The sequence below is a fragment of the Actinoplanes sp. NPDC051513 genome, assembly GCF_044454685.1.
Taxonomy (GTDB): domain Bacteria; phylum Actinomycetota; class Actinomycetes; order Mycobacteriales; family Micromonosporaceae; genus Actinoplanes.
In genome coordinates, this window is record NZ_JBITDW010000009.1 from 149,049 (window position 1) to 171,622 (window position 22,574).

The 22,574-nt window shown below is 72.1% G+C and carries 21 protein-coding genes; 12 read left to right on the forward strand and 9 right to left on the reverse strand.

What is annotated here, in order from left to right; translation table 11 throughout:
- Positions 1-79: 79 nt before the first annotated feature.
- The 3 genes from ACIA5D_RS28130 to ACIA5D_RS28140 form a co-directional block, all read right to left on the reverse strand.
- Complete coding sequence (locus tag ACIA5D_RS28130; RefSeq protein ID WP_396033255.1) at positions 80-790, reverse strand: ABC transporter permease; 711 nt, start codon at positions 788-790, stop codon at positions 80-82.
- 76 nt (positions 791-866) lie between these two features.
- Positions 867-1,889 carry an ABC transporter substrate-binding protein gene (locus tag ACIA5D_RS28135; protein WP_396033256.1) on the reverse strand — a complete coding sequence of 341 codons (1,023 nt, stop codon included), beginning with the start codon at positions 1,887-1,889 and terminating at the stop codon, positions 867-869.
- Positions 1,886-2,695 (reverse strand): class I SAM-dependent methyltransferase, encoded by an 810-nt coding sequence (locus tag ACIA5D_RS28140; protein WP_396033257.1) that lies wholly within the window; start codon positions 2,693-2,695, stop codon positions 1,886-1,888. The genes ACIA5D_RS28135 and ACIA5D_RS28140 overlap by 4 nt, the downstream gene beginning before the upstream one ends.
- A 215-nt stretch (positions 2,696-2,910) precedes the next feature.
- On the opposite strand from ACIA5D_RS28140, the gene ACIA5D_RS28145 reads away from it, so the two are divergent.
- Genes ACIA5D_RS28145 through ACIA5D_RS28155 form a run of 3 tightly spaced genes read left to right on the forward strand, consistent with a single transcriptional unit; the run spans position 2,911 to position 6,843 of the window.
- On the forward strand, positions 2,911-3,675 hold the full coding sequence (locus ACIA5D_RS28145) for a helix-turn-helix domain-containing protein (protein ID WP_396033258.1): 765 nt from the start codon (positions 2,911-2,913) through the stop codon (positions 3,673-3,675).
- Positions 3,676-3,696: 21 nt separating this feature from the next.
- Positions 3,697-5,235 carry an AMP-binding protein gene (locus ACIA5D_RS28150; protein WP_396033259.1) on the forward strand — a complete coding sequence of 513 codons (1,539 nt, stop codon included), beginning with the start codon at positions 3,697-3,699 and terminating at the stop codon, positions 5,233-5,235.
- Positions 5,236-5,265: 30 nt separating this feature from the next.
- Positions 5,266-6,843 carry a serine/threonine-protein kinase gene (locus ACIA5D_RS28155; protein ID WP_396033260.1) on the forward strand — a complete coding sequence of 526 codons (1,578 nt, stop codon included), beginning with the start codon at positions 5,266-5,268 and terminating at the stop codon, positions 6,841-6,843.
- 80 nt (positions 6,844-6,923) lie between these two features.
- On the opposite strand, the gene ACIA5D_RS28160 is transcribed toward ACIA5D_RS28155, so the two are convergent.
- The gene (locus ACIA5D_RS28160) at positions 6,924-7,847 is read right to left on the reverse strand and encodes a DMT family transporter (protein WP_396033261.1); all 924 of its coding nucleotides are present in this window, start codon (positions 7,845-7,847) and stop codon (positions 6,924-6,926) included.
- Positions 7,848-7,914: 67 nt separating this feature from the next.
- Here ACIA5D_RS28160 and ACIA5D_RS28165 point away from each other — a divergent pair, with 67 nt between their 5' ends.
- The 7 genes from ACIA5D_RS28165 to ACIA5D_RS28195 all read left to right on the forward strand — a co-directional run bounded on the left by ACIA5D_RS28165 (position 7,915) and on the right by ACIA5D_RS28195 (position 13,626).
- On the forward strand, positions 7,915-8,559 hold the full coding sequence (locus tag ACIA5D_RS28165; RefSeq protein WP_396033262.1) for a helix-turn-helix transcriptional regulator: 645 nt from the start codon (positions 7,915-7,917) through the stop codon (positions 8,557-8,559).
- 41 nt (positions 8,560-8,600) lie between these two features.
- A complete protein-coding gene (locus ACIA5D_RS28170) occupies positions 8,601-9,062 on the forward strand; it encodes a DUF3291 domain-containing protein (RefSeq protein ID WP_396033263.1) in 462 nt (153 codons plus the stop codon).
- Between the two features lie 15 nt (positions 9,063-9,077).
- On the forward strand, positions 9,078-9,857 hold the full coding sequence (locus ACIA5D_RS28175) for an enoyl-CoA hydratase/isomerase family protein (protein ID WP_396033264.1): 780 nt from the start codon (positions 9,078-9,080) through the stop codon (positions 9,855-9,857).
- Between the two features lie 58 nt (positions 9,858-9,915).
- Complete coding sequence (locus ACIA5D_RS28180) at positions 9,916-10,800, forward strand: aldo/keto reductase (protein ID WP_396033265.1); 885 nt, start codon at positions 9,916-9,918, stop codon at positions 10,798-10,800.
- Positions 10,801-10,908: 108 nt separating this feature from the next.
- Entirely contained in the window at positions 10,909-11,310 is a 402-nt protein-coding gene (locus tag ACIA5D_RS28185) for a hypothetical protein (protein ID WP_396033266.1), read from the forward strand.
- Positions 11,311-11,314: 4 nt separating this feature from the next.
- Complete coding sequence (locus ACIA5D_RS28190) at positions 11,315-12,496, forward strand: hypothetical protein (RefSeq protein ID WP_396033267.1); 1,182 nt, start codon at positions 11,315-11,317, stop codon at positions 12,494-12,496.
- Positions 12,497-12,507: 11 nt separating this feature from the next.
- A complete protein-coding gene (locus ACIA5D_RS28195; protein WP_396033268.1) occupies positions 12,508-13,626 on the forward strand; it encodes a hypothetical protein in 1,119 nt (372 codons plus the stop codon).
- Here the strand turns inward: ACIA5D_RS28195 and ACIA5D_RS28200 are convergent.
- On the reverse strand, positions 13,604-14,185 hold the full coding sequence (locus ACIA5D_RS28200; protein WP_396033270.1) for a pyridoxamine 5'-phosphate oxidase family protein: 582 nt from the start codon (positions 14,183-14,185) through the stop codon (positions 13,604-13,606). The two genes, ACIA5D_RS28195 and ACIA5D_RS28200, sit on opposite strands and share 23 nt — an antisense overlap.
- A gap of 167 nt (positions 14,186-14,352) precedes the next feature.
- On the opposite strand from ACIA5D_RS28200, the gene ACIA5D_RS28205 reads away from it, so the two are divergent.
- Complete coding sequence (locus ACIA5D_RS28205) at positions 14,353-14,931, forward strand: DinB family protein (protein WP_396033272.1); 579 nt, start codon at positions 14,353-14,355, stop codon at positions 14,929-14,931.
- Positions 14,932-15,041: 110 nt separating this feature from the next.
- Here the strand turns inward: ACIA5D_RS28205 and ACIA5D_RS28210 are convergent, their stop codons facing one another.
- Positions 15,042-15,707 (reverse strand): helix-turn-helix transcriptional regulator, encoded by a 666-nt coding sequence (locus ACIA5D_RS28210; protein ID WP_396033273.1) that lies wholly within the window; start codon positions 15,705-15,707, stop codon positions 15,042-15,044.
- Positions 15,708-15,768: 61 nt separating this feature from the next.
- Here ACIA5D_RS28210 and ACIA5D_RS28215 point away from each other — a divergent pair, with 61 nt between their 5' ends.
- Positions 15,769-16,185, forward strand: coding sequence for a hypothetical protein (locus tag ACIA5D_RS28215; protein WP_396033274.1), 417 nt, complete (start codon positions 15,769-15,771; stop codon positions 16,183-16,185).
- Positions 16,186-16,195: 10 nt separating this feature from the next.
- On the opposite strand, the gene ACIA5D_RS28220 is transcribed toward ACIA5D_RS28215, so the two are convergent.
- The 3 genes from ACIA5D_RS28220 to ACIA5D_RS28230 are packed head-to-tail and all read right to left on the reverse strand — an operon-like array spanning position 16,196 to position 22,572.
- Positions 16,196-21,310 carry a S8 family serine peptidase gene (locus ACIA5D_RS28220; RefSeq protein ID WP_396033275.1) on the reverse strand — a complete coding sequence of 1,705 codons (5,115 nt, stop codon included), beginning with the start codon at positions 21,308-21,310 and terminating at the stop codon, positions 16,196-16,198.
- A 9-nt stretch (positions 21,311-21,319) separates the two neighbouring features.
- Positions 21,320-22,210: a hypothetical protein gene (locus ACIA5D_RS28225; RefSeq protein WP_396033276.1), complete on the reverse strand. Its 891-nt coding sequence runs from the start codon at positions 22,208-22,210 to the stop codon at positions 21,320-21,322.
- Positions 22,207-22,572, reverse strand: a complete 366-nt coding sequence (locus tag ACIA5D_RS28230) for a hypothetical protein (protein ID WP_396033277.1) — start codon at positions 22,570-22,572, stop codon at positions 22,207-22,209. The genes ACIA5D_RS28225 and ACIA5D_RS28230 overlap by 4 nt, the downstream gene beginning before the upstream one ends.
- Between the last annotated feature and the right edge of the window lie 2 nt (positions 22,573-22,574).

Consider the following 22,574-nt stretch of genomic DNA (forward strand, 5'->3'; position numbering starts at 1 on the left):
ACAGGCCGGTTGCTGTGGTGGCTTGCCATGGCCCAGCCCAGCCACCGACCACAGCATTCGGCCGCACCGCCCCGGCCGGTCAATCGGTGATCGCCCGTGCCCACGGCAGCAGGATCCGCTCGGCCGCGACCAGCACGTAGAACAGCCCGACGCTGATCGCCGCGAGCAGGGTGATCGCCGCGAATGCGGTCCCGGTGTCGGCGCCGGCGTTCTGGATGACGTAGCCGAGCCCGCCCGTCGACCCGGAAAGCTCGCCCACGAGCGCGCCGATGACGGCGAGCGGCATGGCGGTCTTGAGGCCCACGAAGATCTGTGGCATGGCGGCCGGCAGCCGGAACCGGGTCAGGATCTGCCAGCGCGAGGCGGGCAGCGACCGGGCCAGCTCGATCATCTCGGACGGGGTGCGGGTCAGGCCGGCGACGCAGGCCAGCAGGATCGGGAACGTGCACAGCAGCACGACCATGACGACCTTCGGGCCCTGACCGAAACCCATCCAGACCAGCAGCAGCGGCGCGAAGGCCAGCTTGGGCACGGCGTTGACCGCGACGATGCTCGGCATGAGCGCCCGCTCCACGGTCTCCGACGTGGCGAGCAGGCCGCCGACGGCGAGGCCGAGCCCGACCGCGATCAGGTAGCCCTGGATCACCTCGAGCAGGGTGGTGACGGCGTTGGAGGCGAGGTAGTCGATCGAGCTCACCAGGGCCGTGACCACCTGCGGCGGGGTCGGCGCCAGGTAGGACTCGATGCCCAGGACGATGATCGCGGCCCACCAGACCGCGATCATCGCCATCGCGCCGAGGGCAGGCAGGACGATCCGGGTCGCTTTTCCGGCGATGATCGTTCGCCTTTCTCGGAGGTGCCGGCGCCTACTTGCCCGAGGGGATCTCGTACGTGACGGCGTCGTCGGGGCTCAGGCCGGCGGGGATGATGCCGGCGCTCTGGATGAGAGCGATATTACGGACCACGCGCTGCCGATCGAGAGTGCCGATGCCGCCGCTGTTCGCGCTCTGCACGTACGGCTTCATCAGGGTGGTCTCGGCCGCCGCCACCCTGGCCGGCTGAAGCTTCTGGTACTTGGCGTAGATGTCGCCGGCCTCGTCCGGGTGCTCCATCGCGTACTGGAGTCCCTTCAGCATGGCCGCGTTGAACGCCTGCACCTGCTTCGGGTCGTCGGCCATGGCCTTCTTGGTGACGGCCAGCCCGTTGCCGTACAGGTCGGTGAGGTAGGTGCTGAACGGCATGATCACCGCGGTGCGGCCCTTGGCCGCGTTCTCGACCGCCGGCTTGCCGACCGCGAACTGGGTCGCGGCGTCGATGCTGCCCGCGGCGAGGTTCTGCGGCATCTGCGCGGGGGCCATCGACACCCACTTGATCTTGGTGGCGTCCACGCCGGCGAGCTTGGCGTAGGCGCCGAACAGGGTGTAGACCACGCCGCCGGGAATGTAGGCGATGGTCTTGCCGGCCAGGTCGGAGGGGCGGGAGATCCCGCTGTCGCTGAGCGCCATGATGCACGACAGGTTCAGCTGCTGCACGGCGCTGACGACGGTGAAGTCGGTGAACTTCTTCTCGCCGTACGCGATGAGTGCGGCCGTGATGTCCACGATCGCGTAGTCGGCCTGCCCGGACTGCAGCAGCTTGAGGTTCTGCTCGGTGCCGTTGCCCGGCTGTACCTTGACCTCGAGCCCGGCCTCCTTGAAGAACCCCTTCTCCATGGCCACGTAGATGTACGCCTCGCGGCCCTGCACGCCGGCGCCGGTCAGGTAGGTGACCGTCTTCAGCTCACCCGCGGCGGGGGCAGCCTTCTCCGCCGTGCCGCCGCCGTCGTCGCACGCGGCCAGCAAGGTCAACGCGGCAACAAAAGCGATCGTGCGTCGTCGTACGGAAATCATGCCTTCCTCCGACCCATCGTCGACAGCAGGAGAATGCCGCGCAGGACCACGCGCGGATCGAGTGCCAGTTCGGCCAGCAGGTCCAGGTCGCCGGCGGCCATCCCGGCGGCGATCAGGCGCTCGCGCTGCTCGGTCGAGCCGGCCCACGCGAGCAACGCTGCCCCGGTGCCGCCGCGCCACGAGCCCTGCCAGCTCTTCATGTCGACCTCGTCGAGACCGATGTCCTCCATGGCGCCGAACACGGAACGGCACCAGGTGGGGTCGTTGCCGGCCGTGCGCAGCACGTGGGTCAGCGCCGTCTCGTAGTGGGCGACGACCTCGTGGAGCTCCTCGTCCGGTGTGGCCAGGACCGACCGCGACCAGTTGGGCTCCATCTCCTCGACCACCAGCACGCCGCCCGGCTTCAGGGCGCCGGCCAGCCGGGCGAGCACCTCGCGCCGCGCGGGCAGGTGCTGGAGGACCGCCCGGGCGTGGATGCCGTCGAACTCACCCGCCGGCAGCGGGTCGGTGAGGATGTTGTGCTCGAGGACGGTCACTCCGGAGTGTGTCCGGATGTGCTGCGGGCGCACGTCGGTGGCGATCACCTCGCCGTCCGGCCCGACCTGGTCGGCCAGCCATGCGGCGATCGTGCCCGCCCCCGCGCCGATCTCCAGCCAGCGCGAGCCCGGGGTGACCCCGGCCTCGGTGAGGCGGCTGGTGGTGAAGGGGTCGTGCATCTGCCCGAGCGCGTCCAGCAGCGGAGCGGCCGTGGGCCGATCGTTGCTGAACACGTACGGGGTCCCGGCTTCCCGGACGACCATGGGCATGGTCCATTCCTCTCAACGTTATTGTTGACAATTGCGTCGATGGCACGGCCGATATTCGACGGTGGTGATCAACTTTCCGAAGCGCCTGCTAGTTTGACGGGCGTCGATGGGACGTTTCACCCGCCCTGTAGGGATCTTTCGGAGACGTACCGTCCGGATAAAATGTCCAAAGAAAAAACTTGAAAAGTACCTGTAGGTACCGCACGGTTGTCGATGTGACCAAGCCTCTGCCGAACGAGCGGCTGCGAGCGCTCATGCTCCAGCGCGGAATAAGCACCGAGGAGTTGGCCGCCAAGTGCGCCATCGACACGAAAAGCGTCGAACGCTGGCTGTCGCACGGGCGCGTGCCACACCGCCAAAATCGCTGGACAGCCGCGAAATTGCTGGACGCCGACGAGATCTATCTATGGCCGAGCATCCTGACCCGCGGCATCCGCGGCCGGGGCATGAGCCGCTCCGAGCTGATCGAGCTGTACCCGGATCGGGCGAGCGTGCCGCGCGAGATCTGGCTGCGACTTCTCAGCGAGGCAACGACCAATGTGGACGTTCTCGTCCACTCCGGCACGTTCTTCGCTCAGGTGCAGCCGCGCATCGCCGACGAGTTGGCCGACCGGGCGCGGGACGGCGTGCGGGTGCGGTTGTGCTTCGGCGATCCGGCCTGCGCGGCGGTGGCGGTGCGCGACGCGGAGGAGGGCCTGGACGGCACGTTGTCGGCGCACATCCGCGCCAGCTTGATCTACTACCGCAGCCTCGTCGAGGTCGAGGGCGCGGAAATAAGGCTGCATAGTACAACTCTTTACAACGACCTTTTCCGGTACGACGATCAGTTGATCGTGAACCCGCACGTCTACGGCAGCCCGGCCAGCCTGAACCCCGCGATTCGACTCCAGAAGATCGACGGCGGCCTTCTCTTCGATCTGTATTGCTCGGCCTTCGAGCGAATTTGGAACACGGCGGCGCGGTGGTCAGGATTCGACTAGGAAGCGCAGGTCGGAGGACACATGACCATTGCAGGCCTGTCGTTCGAGCCGTTGTCGCCCGTGTCGTTCCTGGACCGCTCCGCCGAGGCGCACGGCGACCGGATCGCCGTGGTCGACGGTTCGCGCCGGTGGACGTACGCGGAGCTGCGTGACCGATGCCGCCGCCTGGGCGCCGCTCTGTCGCCGATGGCCGGCGGCCGCCCGGTGGCCGTGCTGACGCCGAACACCCACGTGCTGCTGGAGGCCCATTTCGGCGTGCCCTGGGCCGGGGTCCCGCTGGTCGCGGTGAACACGCGGCTGTCGGCGGCCGAGGTCGCCTACATCGTCGAGCACTCCGAGGCCTCGGTGCTGATCCACGACCCGGTCTTCGACGACCTCGTCGCCGGGCTGCCGGCTTCCGTCGCGCGGATCCGCGCGGGGGAGCAGTACGAGCAGCTGCTGGCCGGGGCCGAACCGCGGGTCGTGGCCCCGGCCGACGAGCGCGGCCTGCTGTCGGTGAACTACACCTCGGGCACGACGGGCCGCCCGAAGGGCGTGATGTACCACCACCGGGGCGCGTACCTGCAGGCGCTCGCCATGGCCGCCCACACCGGCCTGTCGCCGTCGTCGGTTCACCTGTGGACGCTGCCGATGTTCCACTGCAACGGCTGGTGCTTCCCGTGGGCCGTGACCGCGGCCGGCGCGACCCACGTGTGCCTGCCCCGGATGGACCCCGCCGAGGTGTGGCGGCTGATCCGCGACGAGCGCGTCACCCACCTCAACGGCGCGCCCACGGTCCTGTCGATGCTGGCGTATGCCCCCGAAGCGGGCGACGGCGTGCCGGACGGCCGGGTGGTGCGGGTCGCCACCGGTGGCGCGCCGCCGTCCCCGGCCATCCTGCGGCGGATGGCCGAGCTGGGCTTCGACGTGACCCACCTGTACGGCCTGACCGAGACCTTCGGCCCCGCGATGATCTGCGACTGGCGCCCCGAGTGGGACGCGCTCGACCTCGACGGCCAGGCCCGCATGAAGGCCCGTCAGGGCGTCGCCAACATGGTCAACCTGACCCCGCGAATCGTGGACGCCGACGGCGCGGACGTGCCGGCCGACGGGACGACGATGGGGGAGATCGCGCTGCGCGGCAACACCGTGATGCTCGGCTACCTCAAGGATCCGCCGGCCACCGCCGCGGCCGCGCCGGATGGCTGGTTCCGCACCGGCGACCTGGGCGTGCGCCACCCCGACGGCTACATCGAGCTGCGCGACCGCCTCAAGGACGTGATCATCTCGGGCGGCGAGAACATCGCGTCGGTCGAGGTCGAGCAGGTGATCGCCGATCACCCGGCGGTGCTGGAGGTCGCGGTGGTCGCGGTCCCCGACGACCACTGGGGCGAGGTGCCGGCCGCGCACGTCACCCTGAAGGAAGGCGCAAGCGCGACCGAAGAGCAGATCATCGCGTACGTCCGGAGCCGGCTCGCCCATTTCAAGGCCCCGAAGACGGTCACCTTCGGAGACCTGCCCAAGACCTCCACGGGCAAGATCCAGAAGTACGTCCTGCGCGGCCGCCCGCCCGGCGAGTGAACTGCGGCGGGGCCGGGTACATCGGCGGTCATGACAGCGGTCCCGGTTCACGTGCACGACCGGTACCGCCTGGGCCGGACGATCGGCGCGGGCGGCATGGGGCGTGTCTGGCAGGCCCGCGACGAGATCCTCGATCGGGATGTCGCGCTCAAGGAGATCCTGCTGCCGCCCGAGCTGGTCGACGCGGACCGGGAGGCCCTGCGCCGGCACACGCTGCGCGAGGGCCGGGCCGCGGCCCGGCTGTCGCACCCTGGTGTGGCCCAGGTCTACGACGCGTTCGAATCGGACGGGCGCGCCTGGATCGTCATGGAGTACGTGCCCTCCCGGTCGCTGCAGGAGGTGCTGGACGCGGAGGGTCCGCTGCCGCCGCGGCGGGTGGCCGAGATCGGGCTCGCGGTGCTGGAGGCGCTGACCACGGCGCACGCGGCCGGGGTGCGGCACCGCGACGTCAAACCGGCGAACGTGCTGCTCGCCACCGACGGCCGGGTGGTGCTCACCGACTTCGGCGTGGCCGCGGTCGACGGCGAGAGCCTGGTCACCAGCTCGGGCCTGGTGATGGGGTCGCCGCAGTACATGGCGCCGGAACGGGTGCGCGACGGCGACAGCAGCCCGGCCGGCGACCTGTGGTCGCTGGGGGCGACGCTGTACGCGGCGGTGGAAGGGCATCCGCCGTACGCAGGCCACTCGGTCATGGAGACGATCACCGCCGTCGTGGCGGGGGAGCCGGCGCCGGCGCGGCTGGCGGCGGAGCTGCGGCCGGTGCTCGAGGGACTGCTGCGGAAGTCACCCGAGGACCGCATCGACGCGGACGAGGCGGAGAGCCTGCTGCGGGCGGCACTCGAATCGCCGCCCTCAACCGCGCCGCCCTCAACTGCGCGGCCCTCAACCGGTCGGCCCTCAACCGCGCAGCCGCCCCCAACCGCGCTGCGGCGTCATGCGCCGTCCGCGCTGATCGCGGCCGTGGTTGTCGTCCTCCTCGTCGCGGCCGGCATCACGTGGTGGGCCGTACGCCCCGCACCGGACAAACCGGCGGCCGTAGCACCGTCCGCGGTGAGCCCGGCCGCGTCGTCGTCCCCGTCGCCTTCCGCCACGTCCTCTGCCACTTCCCCGGCGGCCGCCGCTCCCACCGTTGCCGTCTCCGCCACGCGCGCCGGCGACGGACGGCCGGCCCGGCCGGCGGGCTGGATCGACTACCGCGACCCCACCGGCTTCTCCCTCTACGTGCCCGCGGGTTGGAAACGCTCCAAGGAACACGGCATGGTCTACTTCCGTGCGCCAGGGCGGGTGCTCGGCATCGACCAGACCAAGAAGCCGCAGTGGGACCCCGTAGCCGACTGGCGTGGCAAGGCCGACCACCGCGTCGCCGGTGGCGATTTCCCCGGCTACCGCGAGATCCACATCCGCGAGGTCGACTACTTCCTGAAGGCGGCCGACTGGGAGTTCACCTTCAACCGCTCCGGCGTACGGCAGCACGTGAACAACCGCGGCGTGGTGACGTCGGCCCATCAGGCGTACGGCATCTACTGGCAGACGAGCGACGCCGACTGGGCGGCCGCCCAGAAGGATCTGCGCCTGGTGTTCGCCAGCTTCCGTCCCCGAGCCGGCTGATCGGTGCATGCGCCGAAATGGGCGGGACGGTGGTGCTCCCCTCGTCGAGCTGAGCCCCTACGACCTGACCCGAGGCCGCATCATCTTCCGTTGCCGCGGCTGACGCCCTCGGCGGGCAGGGGTGGCGTGGCCACCGCCGGGGCGGTCGTGCGGGCGCCCCGGCGGCGGGACACCGCCACGCCGGCCAGGCACAACGCCCCGCCGGCGAGGGTGAGCCAGCCCGGCACCTCGCCCAGGAACAGCCAGGACATCAGCACGACCAGCGCGGGGACCACGTACGTCGTCGCGCCGAGCTTGCTGGCGCTGGTGCGGGCGAGCGCGTACGCCCAGGTGGTGAACGCGATCGCGGTGGGGCCGACGCCCAGGTAGATCATGTTCAGCGTGGCCGACAGCGGGGCGTCCGCCGCCTCCCGGACCAGCACGCCCACGAACGGCAGCAGGGCGATCGCGGCCACCAGCGCCGAGTACGTGGTGATCTGCAGGGCGCTGCCGTAGCGCAGGGCGGGTTTCTGGGCGACGACCCCGATCGCGTACGTGATCGCGGCCAGCACGCACAACAGCACGCCCAGCAGCGACGACCCGCCACCGCCGGACATCGACAGGCCGACCACCACCGTGCCCGCGAACGACACCCCGATGCCGAGCCACAGCGACCGCGGGGCCGCCTCGCGCAGCAGCCAGGCGCTGAGCAGCGCGATCAGGATCGGGCCGACGTTGACGATCAGCGCGGCCGTGCCCGCGTCGACCAGCCGCTCGCCCCAGTTCAGGAACACCATGTAGCCGCCGAACCAGAGCAGCCCGGACGTCAGGATCCCCGGCCAGGCCCGGCGGTCGGGCCACCCGACCCGGCGGACCAGGGCGAACGCGCCCAGCAGAACGACCGCGGTCGCCAGTCGGCCGAACGCCAGGGCCCCGGGCGAGTAGGCGGCGCCGGCGCTCCGGATCGAGACGAACGCGGACGCCCAGAACAACACGGTCACGGCGGCAGCCACCAAAGCGTTCATGGCACGAACCTACGGCCACCACACTTCGGTCTCTACCGACAAATTCGGTTGGTAATACGATGGGCGCGTGACGACGGAAGACCTGCACGACCTCGACGCCGTGGCCAGCCTCACCGACCGGGTGCGGCGGCAGGCGTATCAGATGGTCGCGGACGGGGCCGGGCCACTCGGGCGGGACGAGGTCGCCGAGGCGCTCGGGGTGGGCCGCACGCTGGCCGCGTTCCACCTGGACAAGCTGGTGGCGGCGGGACTGCTCGAGGTTTCGTACGCGAGAAGGTCGGGAAAGAGCGGCCCCGGCGCCGGGCGTCCCGCCAAGCTGTACCACCGCGCGGCGGCGGAGCACGCGGTCAGCGTGCCGCCGCGTGCCTATCGCGCGGCCGCCGAGTTGCTCGCGGAGGCCCTCGAACAGGCCGGCGCCGAGGAGACGCTGTACCAAGTGGCGCAGAAGCACGGCCGGCGCACACCGGAGAACCCCGACATCAAGAAGATGCTGACCGGGCAGGGCTACGCGCCGGTGGCGGACGGCCCGGACCGGATCGAGCTGCGCAACTGCCCGTTCCACCGCCTCGCCGAGCAGTTCCCGCCGGTGATCTGCGGGATGAACCTGGCGATGGTCACCGGCCTGCTGGCCGGCGCGAGGCTGGACGGCGAGTGGGCCGCCCGGATGGACGCTGCCCCGGGGCGATGCTGCGTCACCCTCTCTAAAAAGTAATTCCATTGACATTAGAGACCCGGGCTGGTGAGCTTGAGGCCATGAGCGACTTCCACCTGGCCCAGATGAACTCGGCCCGCCTCCGAGCCCCGCTGGAAGACCCGTCGATGACCGAGTTCGCCGAGGGCATCGCGCTGATGAACGCGCTCGCCGACCGCTCGCCCGGCTTCGTCTGGCGGCTGGTGGGCGACAGCGACCACGGCACGATCGCCGCGCCCGCCGACCCGAGCCGCATCTACACACTCTCGGTCTGGGAGTCCCCCGAGCACCTGCGGGCCTACGTCTACCAGTCCCAGCACCTGGAATACCTGCGCCGCCGCCGCGACTGGTTCGACCCGCACGGCCAGCACGCCGCGCTGGTGCTGTGGTGGGTCCCGGCCGGCAAGATCCCCACGCTGCGGCAGGGCAACTCGCGGCTCGGCCGCCTGCAGACCGACGGCCCCACGCCCGAGGCCTTCACGTTCCGGCAGTTGTTCCCCGCCCCGGAGCTCAGCCGGCGGTGAGATTAGGGTCGCTGGGTGAGCCCGAAAACCAGCACCGATCTGTCGGTCACCGTCGCGGACGGCGTCGCCCTGCTGGAGATGCGCCGGCCGCCGGCCAATCACGTCGACGAGGCGCTGCTGGGCCGGGTCGCCGATGCCGCCCTGGCGCTCGACGACGACCCCGCCTGCCGGGTGATCGTCCTCGCCTCGCAGGGCAAGCACTTCTGCGCGGGCGCTCATCTGGGAGACGGAGATTTCGTACGCGACCGTGCCGCGGCCGCGCAGGGTCTCTACCGTCACGCCATCCGGCTGTTCGAGGTGCGCACGCCCGTGATCGCCGCCGTCCAGGGCAGCGCCGTCGGCGGTGGGCTCGGGCTGGCCTGCGCGGCCGATTTCCGGGTCGCCGAGGCGTCGACCCGGTTCGTGGCGAACTTCGCGCGGCTCGGCTTCCACCAAGGCTTCGGCTTGACCGTCACGCTGCCCGAGCTGGTGGGCCGGCAATTCGCGGCCGACATGCTGCTGACCGCGCGCCGGGTCGGCGGTGACGAAGCCGTACGCGCCGGGCTTGTCGATCGGCTCGCGGAGCCGGGCCTTCTCCGCGAGACCGCGCAGGCGCTCGCCCAACAGATCGCCGCCTCGGCGCCGCTGGCCGTCCGGTCCATCCGCGGCACCCTGCGCGGCGACCTGGCGGCCCGGGTGCGGCAGGCGCTCGACCACGAGCTGGCCGAGCAGAATGTGCTGTGGGCGACCCGGGACAGCGCCGAGGGCATCGAGGCGAGCCTGCAACGACGCGAGCCGGTGTTCCGCGGGGAGTGAAAAGGGGGGTTCCAGTGGTACCCCGCATGCCGGCGCCGGCGGGCCTAGCGTCGAGGGCATGACCCCAGAACTTGTGCTCAACAACGGCGTCACGATGCCGGCGCTCGGCCTCGGCGTCTTCCAGAGCCCGCCGGAGGAGACCGCGGCCGCGGTGGATGCGGCGCTGCGCGTCGGCTACCGGCACGTCGACACCGCCGCCGCGTACGGCAACGAGCGTGAGGTGGGCGAGGGAATCCGCCGCTCCGGCGTCGACCCCGCCGGCGTTTTCATCGAGACGAAGGTGTGGGTCAGCGACTACGGGTACGACGAGACGCTGCACGCCTTCGAGAAGGCCACCCGCAAGCTCGGCGTCGAACGGCTGGACCTGCTGATCCTGCACCAGCCGGCCCCGGACCGCTTCGACCGCACCGTCGCCGCCTACCGGGCGCTGGAGAAGCTGCTCGCCGACGGCAGCGTACGGGCCATCGGCGTCAGCAACTTCATGCGCCACCACCTCACCGAGCTGCTCGCCCGCACGGACGTCGTGCCCGCGGTCAACCAGATCGAGCTCCACCCGTACTTCAGCCAGCCCGACGTGCAGAAGGCGAACGCCGAGCACGGGATCCTCACCCAGGCGTGGTCGCCGATCGGCGGCATCACCTTCTATCCCGGGTGGGGCGAGGAGCGCCGCAACGTCCTGCAGGACCCGGCGATCGGGGCGATCGCCGGCGCGCACGGCAAGACCCCGGCCCAGGTGCTGCTGCGCTGGCAGCTGCAGCACGGCCGCTCGGCCATCCCGAAGTCGACCAACCCGGGCCGCATCGCCGAGAACTTCGCCGTCTTCGACTTCGAGCTCAGCGGCGAAGAGATGTCCCGAATCGACAGCCTGGACCTGGGCGTGCGCAACGGCCCTGATCCGGAGATGGAGCGCGACATCTTCGACCGGGCCATTCCCGACGACTGAGGCGCGTTTCAGCGTCACGTCAGCTCCGTTCCAGTCACCGGTGCCATCGTCAGCCGACGGACGGCAGTCGGGCCCGGCCCGGCTGCCTCGCACCGGTAAGGGAGCGACATGTTTCGCATTCTCGGGGGCGCGGCGCCGGTAGCGCTGGCGCTGGTACTCGCCGGTTCCACGGCCGCGGTCGCGGACCCGGACACCGAATACTCGATGGATCTCAGCTCGGCCTCGGCCACGGTGGCGGCCGGCCACCCGACGGCGACGCTCATCTCGTTCGAGGCGGAGCCCTACCTGGACAACACGCGGGTGACGCTGAGCGCGACCGGCCTGCCCAGCGGCGTCACGGCCCGGTTCATCCCGCCGACGCCCCGGCTCAGCGGCCACTCGGTGCTGCTGCTGACGACGTCGCCGTCGACACCGGCGGGACCGGCGTCGATCACCATCACCGCGATCACCATCAGCAGCGACCCGATCGGCACCTCCGCCGCCTTCGGCCTGACCGTCACGGGCGGGTGAGGTCATGTCCGGAAAGGGATACCGGGCCGGCTTCGCCGCGGTCGCGGGCCTCGCGCTCGCGGCCGTCGCCGCCGCTCCGGCCAGCGCCGCCACATCGTGGGCCGTGCTGACCACGCCCAACCGCGGCACCATCGCCAACGAGCTCTACGGCAGCGCCGCGCTGTCCGCCTCCTCCGCGTGGGCGGTCGGCAGCTGGTACGACACTGCCCGCGCGGCGCCGCGCACCCTGGTCGAGCGCTGGAACGGCACCTCCTGGTCCACCGTGACCAGCCCCAACGCCACCGAGTACTACAACGAGCTGCGCGACGTCGATGCCACCTCGGCGACCAACGCGTGGGCGGTGGGATACGCCAACGGGTCGGCCGGGGTGAACGGGGCGCCCCGCAAAGCCCTCGCCCTGCGGTGGAACGGCACCTCCTGGTCGGTGGTCGCGACACCGCAGCCCGGCATCAACTTCCGCCAGCTGTACGGCGTGAAGGCCGTCTCCGCCACCGACGCCTGGTCGGTCGGCTGGTACTACGACACCTCGCTGCACGGCGAGGCGCTGATCCTGCACTGGAACGGCGCCGCGTGGACGCAGGTCACCGCGCCCGATCCGGGCACCTCCGGCAACACGCTGGAGAGCGTCGCCGGGACCGCGCCCAACGACCTGTGGGCTGTCGGCTACTACTCGAACAGCGGCGAGAAGGGCGTGCTCGCCCATCCGCTCGCGGTCCACTACAACGGCACCAGCTGGGTGGAGACCGAGCTGCCCGAGTCGGGGACCGGAACGTTCCTGCACTCGGTCACGGCCCTGTCCGCGAACGACGTGTGGGCCGTCGGCTCCAAGAACGGCTACTCCGCGCCGGTGGCGTACCACTGGAACGGCGCCGCGTGGAGCGAGGCGCCCACCGCGCCGACCGGCGGCACCGGCAACAACGTCCTGTACGGCGTGTCCGGCGTGGCCGGCAACGTCTGGGCGGTCGGCTACAGCTCCGCCGCCGGCCAGACCCAGCCGATCGTCCAGCGGTGGAACGGCGCCGCGTTCATCAGCGAGTCCGTGCCGCAGCAACCGATCGGCGGCCTGCTCTACTCGGTGGCCGCGACCGCCGGGCCGGCCGTGTTCGCCGCCGGCACGCGATGGGATCTCAACGGCGCCGGCTCACTGAGCGATCGCACGCTGTCGATGCGCGGCAGCGGCGGATAAGGGGGAATCCGATGCGACGTACGTTTCTGAAAGTGACCGGATCGGCGCTGGTCGCCGGCCTCATCGTCGCCTCCGGCGGGCCGGCCTGGGCGGCGACCGTGACCCAGGTCCCGGCGGCCTCGGCCGGCGCCATCGGCGGCTTCGCCGGCGTGGACTCGGTCTCGGCGACCGACGGATGGGCCGTCGGCGGCAACGGCAACGGGGTGGTTCAACGCTTCAACGGTACGAGGTGGAGCATCGTCGCCAGCCCGGACCTGCTGAACGGCGGCGCCAACAACTGGGCATACCTGACCGAGGTGGACGCTACCTCGGCCGCTAACGCGTTCGCGGTGGGGCAGTCCACCGCGGCGTCCGGCGGGGAGAAGTCGGCGGTCGCGCTGCGCTGGAACGGGTCGGCGTGGAGCCGGCAGGCGGTGCCGAAGCCGGCCGGGACCGACACGGAGCTCACGGCGGTCAAGGCGTTCTCGGCGAGCGACGCGTGGGCGGTCGGTCAGACCGCGTCGGGCGGGTCGACGTTCCGCAAGACGCTGGCGATGCACTACAACGGCGCCACATGGGCCGCCACGCCGACGACGAGCCCGGGCACCCGCACCAACTTCGTCACCGCCGTGGACGGCATCGCCACCAACGACATGTGGATGGCCGGCTACTCGCTCAACCTGCCCTACGGCAACCGGATCCGGCAGTCGATGGTCCAGCACTGGAACGGATCGGCCTGGACCCAGGTGGCAACCCCCAACAACGGAAGCACCTATCTGTACGACGTCGCGGCCGTCTCCGCGACCGACGCCTGGGCGGTGGGCTTCGCCTCGACCGGCGGCGCGTTCGTGATCCGGTGGAACGGATCGGCCTGGAACACCGTCGCCGCCCCGCCGCTGGCCTCGCTGAACAGCGTGGCGGCGCGGTCCGGCAACGACGTCTGGGTGGCCGGTTCGGACGCCGCGGGCGCGCCCGCGCTGGCGAACTGGAACGGCGCATCCTGGTCGGTCACGCCGGTGCCCGCCGGCGGCGGCGCCACGGTCACGCTCAGCGGGGTCGCGTTCGCGAGCTCGACAACCGAGTGGGCGGTGGGCGCCCGGCAGGACGCCACCACCGGCCAGTCGTCCTTCATAGCGTTCCGGGTGGCCTAGCCAGGGACGGCGAGCCCGGCACGAAGTAGTCGCTCTTCTTCGGCTGCTCCGTGCCGGGCTCGCGCCCGCGCTGACGCGGGATCCTCGCGAGGCGCGGGATGTGCTTCGCGCAGTGGATGTAGGCCTCGTGCACCCGGGTGACCACCCAGAGACGGGCCCGCTGACCCGGCGGCGTGCCGGGCTGGTCGTCCGGGTCCTCGACGATCTCGGCGGTGCCGTTGACGTGCAGGCCGATGGTCTCGCCGAAGTCGAGGAAGAGAAGCCCGACGCGGGCGTTCTCGGTGATGTTGCCGAGGCTCGCCATGACGCCGTTGCCGCGCAGCTCGGGCCAGCTGAGGTGCTCCTCGTCGAGCACGCGGACGAAGCCGGGCGGCCCGGCGCGGAAGGTGCTGTCGCAGCCGCCGCCGGCGTCGGCCGTGGCCAGGAACATCATCTCCTGCCGGCCGATGAAGCGGCGCATCGCGTCGTTGAGGTGGGACAGGACCTGCCGTTCGTAGAAGGCCTCGGCCCGCTGCCGGGTGCCGAGCCGCTCCTGGAGCTCACACTCGCCCTGGTTCATGCCGGACAGTTTCACAACGTGACCGCCCCGTCGCATAGCGTTGCAAGTTGCATTGATCGGGCCCTATAACGCCTGCTGCCCTGGTCGAGCGGGCCATCGAGGCGACGATCACCGCGCGCCCCGTCACCCGATCGGGTGACGGGGCGCAGGGTGGCATGCTGCTCGGTATGGATGCCAAAGCCGACCTCCGCCATTACCTCGACGAGGCCCGGGACGCGCTGGTGTGGAAGCTGGACGGGCTCTCCGAGTACGACGCCCGCCGGCCCCTGACGCCGACCGGCACCAACCTGCTCGGCCTGGTGAAGCACGTCGCGGGCGTCGAGGCGGGCTACTTCGGCGAGACCTTCGGCCGTCCCTTGCCCGAGCCGCCGCCGTGGATCGCCGCCGACGCCGACCCGAACACCGACATGTGGGCGACCACGGACGAGTCGCGGAAGGAGATCCTCGACATGTACGCGCGGGTCCGGGCGCACGCCGACGCGACGATCGAGGCGTTGCCGCTCGACGCGCCCGGCCATGTCCACTGGTGGCAGCCGGGCCGGCAGGCGGTGACCCTGCACCGCATCGTCGTGCACGTGACCGCGGAGACCCACCGGCACGCCGGCCACGCCGACATCGTCCGCGAGCTCATCGACGGCGCGGCCGGGCTACGCCCGAACGGCAGCAACCTGCCCGACGGCGACGGCTCCTGGTGGGCCGCCTACCGCGATCGCCTGGAAGAGACGGCGCGGCACTACCGGTTGTAGACCGCCAGGTAGTCGATCTTCATCTGGCCGCCGGCGACGGTGCCGGCGTGGGGGCCGCCGCCGATGGCCAGGTCGAAGATGATGAAGTCGCGAGGGCGCTCAGGAGCGTCTTAACCAGCGCTTGGTAGCAGTCGCACGCAGCAGTGGCCGGGCTGCGGATCGAGCACCGCGCGAACGCCGGCGGCCGCGCCTGCGGTGACGCCGCGCAGGAGCTCCAGGTTCACGCCGCACACCAGCTCGGTGTACTGGCGGGCCAGCCGGTGGAACGGGCAGTTGCGCAGCGCCACCGCGCCGGAGTCGTCGGTCTCGGGCTCGTAGCCGGCTTCGGTCAGCGCCGACCCCAGGTCGGCCGCCTGCGAGCCGGTCACGCGGCCGGCCTCGTACGCCGTGCGCCCCAGCACATCGTGAACGGCCTCGCCGGTGGCGATCGACTCGGAGACGGCGGCGGCCAGCAGCTCGCCCACCACGTCGTAGTGCCGTTCGGGCACCGACACCGCCACCTCGTCGTCGGCACGGCGATAGAGCTTGGCGGGACGGCCGGCGCCGGGACCGCCACGGCCGGCCGGGCGGCGGAACTCGAACTCCAGCAGGCCCTGCTCGGCGAGCCGGTCCAGGTGCATGGCCGCGACCCGGCGGCTCACGCCGAGCGCCTCGGCGGCCGCGTCCCGTCCGACGGGGGACGCCGAGCGGGCGACCAGGTCGAAGACGGCCTTGCGGATCGGGTCGTCCAGGGCGGCCAGGGCGGCGACGCGGTCGGGCAGCGGGCGAGGAGCCATGATCCCAGTGTAAAGCACGCCGGTCTTGACTTTAGAAGACGAGCTTTCTAACGTACGGGAAATGGTGTTTAAGACGAAGGAGAAGGTCATGGTCACCGAGAGCCTCCGCACGGCCACCCCTACGCAGCAGGCGTTCCTGCTGCTGCGCACCGTCTTCACGGCGGCGCCGATCCTGTTCGGGCTCGACAAGTTCTTCAACCTGATGACCGACTGGCCGGGCTACCTCGCACCGTGGGTGGACGACCTGCTCCCGGGCACGGCCCAGCAGTTCATGTACGTCGTGGGCGTGATCGAGATCGTGGCCGGCATCGTGGTCGCGCTCCGGCCGCGGATCGGCTCGCTCGTGGTCGCCCTCTGGCTGGCCGGCATCATCGTCAACCTGCTGATCGCGCGCGACTACTACGACGTGGCACTGCGCGACTTCGGGCTGCTCGTCGGCGCGCTCGCCCTCAACCGGCTCGCGACTCCGGGCCGCTGACTCCGGGCCGTCATCGCGCCGGATGGCCCACCGCCTTCTCGATCGCGAGAATGCCGTCGGAGCGCAGCGACCGGACGAAGGCGCCGTACGCCCCGCGGACGCCCTGGACGCGGAGGCCGAGCGGCGCCTCGATCCGGTCGTCGACCTTGCGGGACAGCTCGGCCAGCTCGTCGGCGATCCGGTGCCGCACCGTCTCGTCCATCGCCCGGTACGCCGCGTCGCCGAGCTGTCCCCAGCGCCACTCCAGCGGAGCGCGACTGCCGTCGGTGGTGGTCAACGGCGTGGTCGCGCCGGGCCGTGGATCCGCGCGGGGCACGAACGGCTTCGCGGCGAAGCCCGCCGGACCGAGCGCGGCGCGGATCGCATCGGACTTCCGTGCCGTCGTGATCGGCGCCGCGCCCTGCCCGGCGCCCGCCCCGCGGACCCGCTCCAGATCGCGCAGCGAGCCGATGACCGCGGCGGTCGCCATCGCGTTCGTCGTCGCGCCCTGAGCGCTGCGGCCGAGGTGACCGTCGCCCACCGCGGTCCAGGAGTAGCCGCCCGGCACCGGATGACCGTCCGGCCCGACGTCCGAGACCACCGCGAGCCCTTTGTTGTCGAGGTCGTGCAGGGCGAGCGAGACGATGTCGCCGAGCGAGAACGAGCTCATCGCCGTGCCGCCGAGCGCACGGATCCGGTCCTGCATGACCGATCGGGTCACCCATCCGAACCACCACAGCAGCTGAGGCATCTGCTGGCGCTCGTCGAGCCGGTCGAAGAGGAACTTCGCCATGTGCTCGACGAAGCGGTCGGTGCCCGGGAAGCGCCGCTCGTACCAGTCGCGGATCTCCGCCCGCGGCGTGCGCACGTGGCCCGCCGCGAACAGGTCGGTCAGGAAGTGGTCGCCGAACGCCTCCTTCGTCAGCGCGCGGCGCCAGATCGCCTCGTCGCCGGCGCGCCCGGCCTCCAGCGCGTCCACGATCGCCCGGGCGTGCCACAGCGAGTACGCCTGCCACCCGGTGCCGCCCGCCGAGAAGTGCGAGATGTTGCGCGCCGCGAGCTCCCGGTACCGGTCCACCGCCCGCTTCTTCGTCGCCTCCGGGGCCGGTGGCTCCGGCACGCCGGCCCGTTCCAGGTCGAGGCAGAGCCAGCGGGTCCAGGCCAGCTCGGCCCGGCCGGCCGCGGTGGCGCCGAGGTCACGCATCTCCTCGTACGAGCCGAAGTAGTCCCCCGCCATGCTGACCACATCGCCGAAGCTCAGGTGCTGCGGCGGATCGCCGTACGCGATCGTCGTCGATTCCTTGCCGGAGGCGGTGTCGCCGATGTTCTTGTGCTCCGGACCGGCGAGCTCGGCCGGCTCGTCCTCCCCGTCCTCGAACTCGACGTCCTCGAAGTCGCCGTCGATCGAGCAGACCTCGGCCACCAGCTCGTCGTCCGACTCCCGCGGCGCCGGGGCCGACTCGTAGAGGTCGTCGATGACGGCGTGCTTCGGCAGGTAGCCGGTGAGGAAGCTCTTGTACGCGTCCTCGATCGCCTTGTTGTCGGTGATCGTGCGGCGGACCCGGTCGATCTCGTCGCTGAACTTCTTGAACTGGGCGTCGACCGCCTCGCGCAACGGGGTCAGCGCCTCGCTGTGGTCCTTCTTGGCCCGCTCCGCGAGCCATCGGGAGATCTCCTCGTACGCCTCGCGCTCGTAGCGCATCATCCGGGTGTACGTCTTGGGCCGGCCGCTCTTGTGGAACTGCCGGGCGTGCACCGCCTCGTGCCGCAGCACGACCTCGAGTTTGAGCGGGTCGTCGGCGGCGCCCGGCGCCACGTAGATCCGGGTGGCGGCGTTGGTCCACGCGTCGAACCCGGCCGTGCGCACCGCCCCGGACGGCGCGTCGGTGATGTCCCGCAGTTCCACCTTGCTCAGCGCCGCATCGCGGCCGTAGATCTTGGCCCACAGCCGGCGGGCCTCCACGAGGTGCGGCGGGTCGTCCTCCGGATCGTCCTCGGTGGCGGCCGGCTTCGAGTCCGGGCCCCAGATCTCGGCGGTCTTGTCCTTGAGGCCGAAGCCGGTGGCCAGGTCGAGCTTCGACAGACTGCCCGCCTGGGGCACGTGCCAGCGCCAGGCGCCACCGGGCGCGCCGACGGTCATCCGCAGCCCGAAGGCCGCGCCGCGCAGGTGCACCCGGCTCTCGCGGGCGACGTCCGAGCTGTCGGCCGCGTAGTCCTTGCCGTACCCGCCGCCCTCCAGGAAGCTCAGCGCGTTCGCCAGCACCCAGCCGCGGTAGCCGGGCACGGCGGCGAGCGCCGGGTCGGTCATCGCGGACTCCAGGTCGCGCAGGCGCTGAGCGAGCAGCTCCTCGTACAGGTCGGCCTTGACGACGCCGATCGTCCCGCCGCGGTCCTCCGGCTCCGCGTCGATGTCCTCCCGCCGCCCGCCGCCGGCGCCCGGGCCGCCGCTCCCGGCCGCGATCGCCATCGTCGCGGTGACGAAGAAGTGGTACCAGTCGCCGGGATCGTCGGCGCCGAACTCCGCGTCCGAGAAGAGCAGATAGAAGATCGAGTTGTTGCGGAGCCGCCCGGCCGGATGCCGCACCCGGGCCGTCCAGGTCCTGCTGCCGTCGGTGTAGTCGCCGGGGGCGCCGGTCTTGCTCCAGGTGATCGCGACGCCGCCGCGGACGAACGCCTTCGTGACGTTGTGGCAGAGCAGGGCCGCGGTGGGCGCGTCGCCGCTGATCTCCAACGCCATCCGGTAGAGACCCTGCGCGCTCAGCGGCGCGCGGCCCTCGTTCCAGTTGCGCAGCGTCCGGTCGCGCAGCGTCCGGCCCATCGACAGCAGCGGCGGGCCGGTGAGGAACCGTTCGGTGTAGGCGCGGGGCACGCGCGCGTCGTTCTCGTACTGGCTGAGGAACACGGCCAGCCGCACCGGGTCGACGGGTCCGGCCGGCGCCCGCTGCCGCAGGCGGGGCCGGACCTCGCGGTCCCGCAGGGTCCGCCACGCGCGGGCGCCGGCGGAACCGGCGGTCAGGGTGGCGCCGGCCTGGCCGGGATGGCGCGCGGCGAAGAGGGTGTCGGTGATGTCGTTCTCCGAGAGGCCGCCGTCGATGAGGCGGTCGAGCTCATCGGTCCCGCCCTCCTCGTCGCCGGATGTGGTCAGCGGGCGCAGCAACAGCCGGCCCGCGGGCCAATGCGCCACCGGCTCCGCGGGCGGCTCGTCGAGCACCACGCACCGGCCGGGGCCTGGCCAGCCCAACTCCACCTCGAGCAGCAGGTCGCCGCGGCGCGGCGCGGTGGCCGGCGCGCGGCCGGGCCGCGCCACGATGTCGTAGCGCTCGCCCACCCAGCGGGCCACCGGCCCCTCGGGCCGGTACAGGCACTCGCGGTACGTGATCGACGGCGCGGCGGGCAGGTAGCTCATGGTCGACTCCTCCGAGCCGGGCGCGACGAGCCGCCGCACCCTCGAGATCAACTTCGGGACGTTGAGATAGCCGTGGCCGAGCCGGTCGCCGGGCCCGGCCGCGTCGCAGCTGGCCAGCACGGCGTCGCGCAGTTGCCGCGCGGTCAGCCGCCGGCCGGACAGCTGCAGGCACAGCGCCACCGCGCCGGTCACGTGCGGCGCCGCCATGCTCGTGCCGGACTTGCGGACCAGCCGGCCGTCGTTGTGCCGTTCGCCGGGTGCGGCCGAGCGGGCGGCGAGGACGCCGACGCCGGGCGCGGCCGCGTCGGGCTTGCGGCGGCCGTCGCGGGTCGGACCGGCGCTGGAGAAGGCGGCCGGGGGACGGCGCGGGTCGTGCCCGTCGTACGCGCCGACGACCAGCGGGAGGTGCCCGTTGGCGATCGTGCCGGTGGTGCCCCGGCTGATGCTGTCGCCGGCGGCGAAGCGGGGCTGGCACTGCTTGCAGGCGTCGTCGCGCTCCAGCCACGCGTCGTACCGCCCATCGACCACCCGCCGGCCCTCCAGCGTCACCGTCCAGGCGCCGGCCAGGCCGGCCGGGTCGAGGAACGCGTCGATGTGCCGGGCGCGGTTGTTGGGGTCGTGCTCGCGGTGGTAGACCCGCCCGATCACCCGGCCGCCGGCGGTCAGGTCCGCCCGCTCGCCGAGCCGCACGGTCGGGCCTTCGTGCCCGCCCGGCGGGTCGATGCGGACCGCCAGCTCGTCCGTGCCGGCGTACCAGATCTCCAGCTCGTTCGGCGTGGTGTCGCCGGGCAGACTGACGAAGGTGAAGGTGTGCGTCTCGCCGGGGCGCAGCACCCCGGCGGTGTGGGTGCGGGCGCGGTAGTAGTTGCCGGTGCTCTGCACGACGAGGCGGCCGGGCGCCTCGGCCAGCAGGGCGTCGAGGGCCAGTTCGGTGAGGGTCGTGCCGTCGTGCGGCCCGCCGTGCCGGCCCACGCTGACATTGAGGACCCAGGGCCGCTCGCCGGCCGTGCGCCGCACGAAATCCGCGCCCTCGAGCAGCCGCACCGAGTCGCCGAGATTGGCCAGCCCGCCGGTGTCGCGGTCGGCGAGGTGCACGAAGAGCAGGTCGGCCTCGGGGGCCAGCCCGGCCGGGCCGCCGCCGCACCCGTTGCCGGCCGCGATGTCGAGCACGTGGGCGCCGTGGGTGCCGGCGCCGCGGTCCGCGTCGCCGGGGTGGTAGCCGAGGCTTTCGTACGGCCGTCGGGTGCGCAGGGCGGCGTCGATGGCGGCGCGATCGTGGACGGTGCCGTACCCGTACGGATCAGGCCCGTCGCCGTCGCCGCGCTGATCCCAGAGCGCAAGGAACCGCGTGCCGCCGCCGGCCTCCGGCGGCTGCCGGAACGCGGCGGCGTCCACGTCGGCGCCCCAGTCGAGCGCGGCCACCACGACCCCGGCGCCGGTCGGCTCGATCCCGGGCGTACGGCGGACGTCACCGGGGCGACGGGCTCCCGGGGACGATGAGGCGGTCCGGGCCGGGCCGATGACCCGGGCCGCCTTGAGGCTGAAGACCTCGGGATGCGCGTGGACCGCCACGATGTCCGCGGGAGCGATCCGGCAGGTGGCGATGGCGCCGAACCGGGCGACCATCCGTACGCCCGGAATCTCGGCGTCCGGCCGGCGGAGCCGGACGATCGCCTCGATCGCCCGGTCCTCGCCGGCCTCTTCCCCGGTCCGCAGCCGCTCCCACAGCGCAGGGTCCATGACGAGCCGCTACGAGGTCCCGCTCGCCGCCGAGCGGCGCCCTCCGCCGCGGCCACCGGCGGCGTCGGTGCCGTCCGTGGCCGCCTGGGCCTGATAGTTGTTCCCCTTCGCCGCGATGGTGACGAAGAAGCTCTGCCGCACGTCCTTGGCCTCGGCGGTGACCCGCGCGATTCCCGGGGCGAGCGCCTCGAAGTCGCCGTTGTCGAACACCCGGATCAGGTTCGTGTCGGTACTGGCCCACTTGATGGTCGTGTCGACGTCGCGGCCCTTGCCGTCCACCGCGACGGCGAGGAACCGGCCCTTGTCGCCGACGGTCGGCGAGGCCTGGGCGTTGATCTCGATGTGGTCGACGCCGGTGCCGCGGTTGCGGAAGGCGCCCACGGCCGCGATCCCGGCGACCGCCGCCCCGCCCAGCACCCGCGGGTCGAGCAGATAGCCCTCCACGCCCGGGCGGGTCCGCTGCGGCGACAGGAGCAGCAGCGGCGCGACGCGAATGAGGCTGCGGATCAGGTCGTGGCCGTCCAGGTCGTCGGAGAAAGTGTCGAGCGCCTGGTCGACGGCCACGCTGGTCGCGGTCACGTAGCCGGCCATCCGCGCCCGGCGGTTCGCCTGATCCATGGACCGGCGCAGCTCGTCCTCGCCGACCTTGGTCTTCAGATCCAGATTGCGGATCGCCGCTACCGTGGCCCGCGCGGTCGGCGGGCCGGGCCTGGTGACCGGCTGCGGCAGGCGCCGGCGCTGGCCCATGCGCTGGCGGTCCAGCAGGATACGACGGGCGCGTCGGCGGCGGGCCGCGTCCGATCGGGCGTCCTCCCCGTCGTACTCGCCTTCGCTGTCGTAGTCCTCGGCCTCGGCCTCGTAGTCCTCGGTCTCGTAGTCGTCCAATGCGGTGATGGTCATCGATTCCCTCCACTCGTGCGGTCCACCGCCGACAGCCGCTCCACCGCGGGGCCGACGAACTTCTGGAACAGCGCCACGTCGGGCTCGGCCCAGCCGGCCGCGCCCTCTCCGTGACAGGTGGGGCAGGCGACCTCGGCGCCCCAGCAGTCGCAGGCGCCCAGGGCCGCGGCGAGCAGAACACTGCTGTCGTTGTGTTTCGGCGCGAAGGCGGCCATGTCCACCACCCGGTCGGCCGGCGCACCGCCGGGATCGCCGCCCTGGGCGAACCGGGCCACCGCCTGCTCGGCCAGCCGCTGGCCGAAGGCGCCCGGGTCCGCGATCACCTGCCCGAGCAGCCCCATCACATCGTCCAGCTCCGCCATGG